This is a genomic window from Pseudomonadota bacterium, from assembly GCA_011049115.1.
In the GTDB taxonomy this organism is placed as follows: Bacteria; Desulfobacterota; Anaeroferrophillalia; order Anaeroferrophillales; family Tharpellaceae; genus DSCM01.
In genome coordinates this window covers 1-4,236 of sequence record DSCM01000040.1, presented here as the reverse complement: position 1 = coordinate 4,236, position 4,236 = coordinate 1, and the positions used below count along the sequence as shown (strand labels likewise).

The 4,236-nt window shown below is 55.7% G+C and carries 4 protein-coding genes; 1 reads left to right on the top strand and 3 read right to left on the bottom strand.

Annotated elements, in window-relative coordinates:
• The 3 genes from ENN66_03720 to ENN66_03710 all read right to left on the bottom strand — a co-directional run.
• A partial coding sequence (locus ENN66_03720; GenBank protein ID HDS15715.1) for a tRNA-guanine transglycosylase occupies positions 1–674 on the bottom strand: 674 nt, incomplete at its 3' end.
• Entirely contained in the window at positions 671–1,723 is a 1,053-nt protein-coding gene (gene queA / locus ENN66_03715) for a tRNA preQ1(34) S-adenosylmethionine ribosyltransferase-isomerase QueA (protein HDS15714.1), read from the bottom strand. The genes queA and ENN66_03720, both read right to left, overlap by 4 nt.
• 221 nt (positions 1,724–1,944) lie before the next feature.
• On the bottom strand, positions 1,945–2,133 hold the full coding sequence (locus ENN66_03710) for a DUF2065 domain-containing protein (GenBank protein HDS15713.1): 189 nt from the start codon (positions 2,131–2,133) through the stop codon (positions 1,945–1,947).
• A gap of 478 nt (positions 2,134–2,611) precedes the next feature.
• Here ENN66_03710 and ENN66_03705 point away from each other — a divergent pair, with 478 nt between their 5' ends.
• Positions 2,612–3,928, top strand: a complete 1,317-nt coding sequence (locus ENN66_03705) for a short-chain fatty acid transporter (protein ID HDS15712.1) — start codon at positions 2,612–2,614, stop codon at positions 3,926–3,928.
• Positions 3,929–4,236: the final 308 nt, after the last annotated feature.

Genomic DNA, 4,236 nt, shown 5'->3' with positions numbered 1-4,236 from the left:
GCCGCCGGCCCCTCTCCGACACTGAGACCGCCCAAGGCATAACCATCAAAACCAATGGCCACCGTCTCGTCCAGACTGCGGCGGCGCAATTCGGAAAAGGTACTGCCTTGTATTATGCCGAAAAGCTGGTTATCCTTGCGCCGCCGGGCCGCCTTGCAACGGGCCGCCCAGCGGACCGTCAACTCCATCGAAGACAAAGCCTCCCCATAGGTTGCCGGCCACGGCGTACACTCGTCAAAGGCCATGATGATATCGGCCCCCAGCGCCTCCTGAATCTGAATCGATGATTCAGGAGTCAAACGATGGCTGCTGCCGCCAATCGGCGAGCGAAAGGTCACCCCCTCTTCATCGATCCGGCGCAGTGAAGCCAGGCTGAAAACCTGAAAACCGCCGCTGTCGGTAAGCACCGGCCGCGACCAGCCCATGAATTTATGAACCCCGCCGAGCCGCCGCACCAATTCATGCCCGGGGCGCAGAAAAAGATGGTAGGTATTGGCCAGAACAATCTGCGCCGCGACCTCCTCTTCAAGTTGCTTCGGAGTCAGGCTCTTGACCGTGGCCCGGGTGCCGACCGGCATGAAACAAGGAGTTTCAATCACCCCATGCGCCGTCGTCAGGCGCGCTCGTCGCGCCGCGCTCTTACGGTCATTATCCAGAACCTGAAAAGCGTTCATTTGAGCAGCAGCATGGCATCACCGTAACTGTAGAATCGATATTCCAGTTCCAGGGCTCGCCGATAAGCCGCCATGACCGTTTCCCGCCCGGCAAAGGCGGAAACCAGCATCATCAAAGTCGACGCCGGCAGATGAAAATTAGTCAGAATGGCGTCCACCATTTTAAACTCGTAACCGGGATAGATAAACAGATCGCACAGCCCTTCAAGCAACCCGGTCGCGGCATGATATTCCAGAGCCCGGGTAACCGTGCTGCCGACCGCCACCAAACGCCCGCCGCGTGCCCGCAAGGCGGCGACCCGTTCCAGGGTCGACGGAGGAATACGAAAAAATTCTTCATGGATTCGATGCCCTTCCACCGTCCGCGAACGCACCGGAGCAAAGGTGCCGAGTCCAACGTGCAACGTCAGAAAAGCGATTTCAACCCCATTGCCGCCTAATTCCCGCAGTAACTCCGGCGTAAAATGTAGTCCCGCCGTCGGCGCCGCCACCGCGCCGGCGGCGGCGGGATCGGCGAAAACCGTCTGGTAACTGCGGCGATCATCATCCTCGACGGCGCGCTTGATATAAGGAGGCAAAGGCACCCGGCCAACCTGCTCCAGCACCTCGGCGACCGGGCGGCCATTGGCGCCTGACAACAGAAGCAGCCCCGGACCGGCTCCTGACGCTTCCACCACCATGCCGCGCAGCAAACCGCCGAAATCAAGCTTTTGCCCCGGGCGCGGCTTTTTCGAGGCCTTAAACAGAACCCGCCAGAGCTGTTTGGACTCATCGCCATCGACCACGGATTTTTCCAGCCGCACCAGAAAAGCCTCTATCGCGCCGCCGCTTTCTTTGCGTCCGAGCAAACGAGCCGGAATCACCCTGGTATCATTTAACACCAGCAGATCCCCAGCCTGAAGATAGGCTTTCAGATCGGTGAAGCCCCCGTCAACAAATTCCCGCACGCCCCGCCTGACCAGCAGCAGGCGCGACTGATCCCGTCGCGGCAGGGGATGCTGGGCGATGCGCTCGCTCGGAAGCTCATAATCAAAAAGGGCGACATCCATAATTTCAGCTTCTAAAAATACCCAACTGTTCTTTCGGCCAATTATCAAAGATCCTGAGAGAGTCGTGAATCAACCGCGGCCATCGGCAAAAAACAGCCCGCTTATAAAGCACAACTGCCAAGTGAAGTCAACCGTTATCAGATCCCCGGCACAATTCTTCGCGCCCGGAAGATTCCCAAAAAACGACAACGCGCAAAAAGGGAAAATCCACCCCGGACGAATCAGAAAACATTAACCAGATAGAGCAGTATGACACCGGAAAGCATGGCCGTCAGACCGAAAATCCGCAAAAATTTTTCCGGTTGTTCCTTCAGCAGTGCCAGGGTTTTTTTGATCGCCCCCGGCGCCAGAAAATAAGGCAGTCCCTCGATAATCATCGCCAGGGCAAGAGCGGTCAAAAAATATTTCATAAAAAATCCTGCTGCGGAAACGTGCCCCGCAATCAAAAAAAGACTCTTACGACCCGTGCCTGACGGCACCTCCGCTGGTCGCAAACAAAGACTCCTGTCAATTCAGGTTCGTAACGATTCAGCCATTTTTTGGTTTTGCGGGGGGCTGAATAATAACTCATTTTCTTGTTGTTCAAACTGGAAATAACTTGCAAGGTTCTGCTTAAACTTGTCCCCAGGCTCAGAAATGCGGCGACAAGTCGTGACTTAAGCCAGACCCTACGCCCCCGCAAACGATGATCGGTGGTCACCCATACCGGCCGCTCCACATAGCACAACCCGGGGAAAAGCGCAATTCCCGTCCCGGGGCGGCTTCGTGCAGGTTTTCTCTTGACATTCAGACCCCTGCGTGACTAACCTTTTCCGACAATAATCTGTGGTTTTGCAGATAATCAGGCCCGCAATCCTGAGCCGCCAACCTTAAGAGGAGGTAATCATGATTAGAAAATTGTCCGATTTTTTTGTCAAGTTGGTACAACGCTACCTGCCGGATCCTTTTTTGTTTGCCGTCATTCTGACCTTTGTGGTTTTTCTGATGGGAATCACTATCGCCGGACAATCACCCATGAAAATGGTCGAATTCTGGGGCAACGGCTTCTGGAACCTGCTGGCATTTTCAATGCAGATGGTGCTGGTGCTGGTCACCGGCTATGTCCTGGCGAGCAGCCCACTGTTTAAGAATATGCTCTCCGCTATCGCCGGGGCCATGAAAAGCCCCGGACAGGCGATCATGGTCACCACCTTCGCGGCCCTGGTGGCTTCCTGGATCAACTGGGGTTTCGGCCTGGTAATCGGGGCCCTGATGGCCAAGGAAATGGCGCGCAAGGTCAAGGGGACCGACTATCGGCTCCTGATTGCAAGCGGCTACATCGGCTTTCTCGTCTGGCATGCGGGCTTTTCCAGTTCCGTGGCCCTGACCATTGCAACCCCGAAACACTTTCTTGAAAAAGCCATGGGCATCATCGGCACTTCCGAGACCATTTTCGCCACCTTCAATCTGGTTCCGCTCATCGTTCTGATTCTGACGCTGCCGTTTCTGACCCGCCTCATGATGCCGCGTCCAGCCGATACCGTGGAGATTGACCCGGCCCTGCTGACGGAAATGGATCAGGATTTCGACCTGGGTAAAAACGACACTCCGGCCGACAAACTCGAGAACAGCGTCATCATTTCCATGCTGACCGGAATCATGGGGCTGGCCTACATCGTTTATTACTTTGTCTCCAAAGGCTTTCAGCTCAATCTGAACATTGTCAATTTCATCTTCCTTTTTGTCGGCATTCTCCTGCACAAAACTCCCCGGCGTTATCTGAAAGCCCTGGGAGATGCGGTCAAGGGGGCCGGCGGCATCATCCTGCAGTTTCCCTTTTACGCCGGGATCATGGGCATGATGTCGGCTTCCGGCCTGGCGGCCATCATGTCGGGCTGGTTCGTCAATATTTCCAACGGAGTCACCCTGCCCTTCTTTGCTTTTATCAGCGCCGGGATTCTCAATATTTTCATCCCTTCGGGCGGCGGGCAATGGGCTGTCCAGGGACCGATCATGATCACGGCCAGCACCGAGCTGGGGGTTCCGATGGCCAAGACCGCGATGGCCGTGGCCTGGGGTGATGCCTGGACCAATATGATTCAACCCTTCTGGGCCCTGCCGGCGCTGGGCATTGCCGGGCTCGGAGCCCGCGATATCATGGGGTATTGTCTGGTGGCGATGCTCTACAGCGGGGTGATTATCGGGGGCTGCCTGATGATTTTCTAAACGGTTGCGACAGGATAAATCTTAGCCGAGGCCAAGTTAAAGTTTTCTTTTCACTTGGCCCCGGCTTTATTATGTTCATGACCTTTTTTTCGCGGGCCCGTGCCCGCATCAGCCGAAGCCCTAGACCGAAAAACTGCGGAACCGTGTTTATCGACAGGCCGCACCTTTCGGGTGCTTTTCCCATACTTACCAACTCATTTTCAGCGTGGCCATAATTTCCAGCGGACCCTCGGCATCGCTGAAGGTATACCAGTACGACCCAAACCAACACCCCGGCAACCCGGTTGCCGAAAAAACCATAGCCTTAT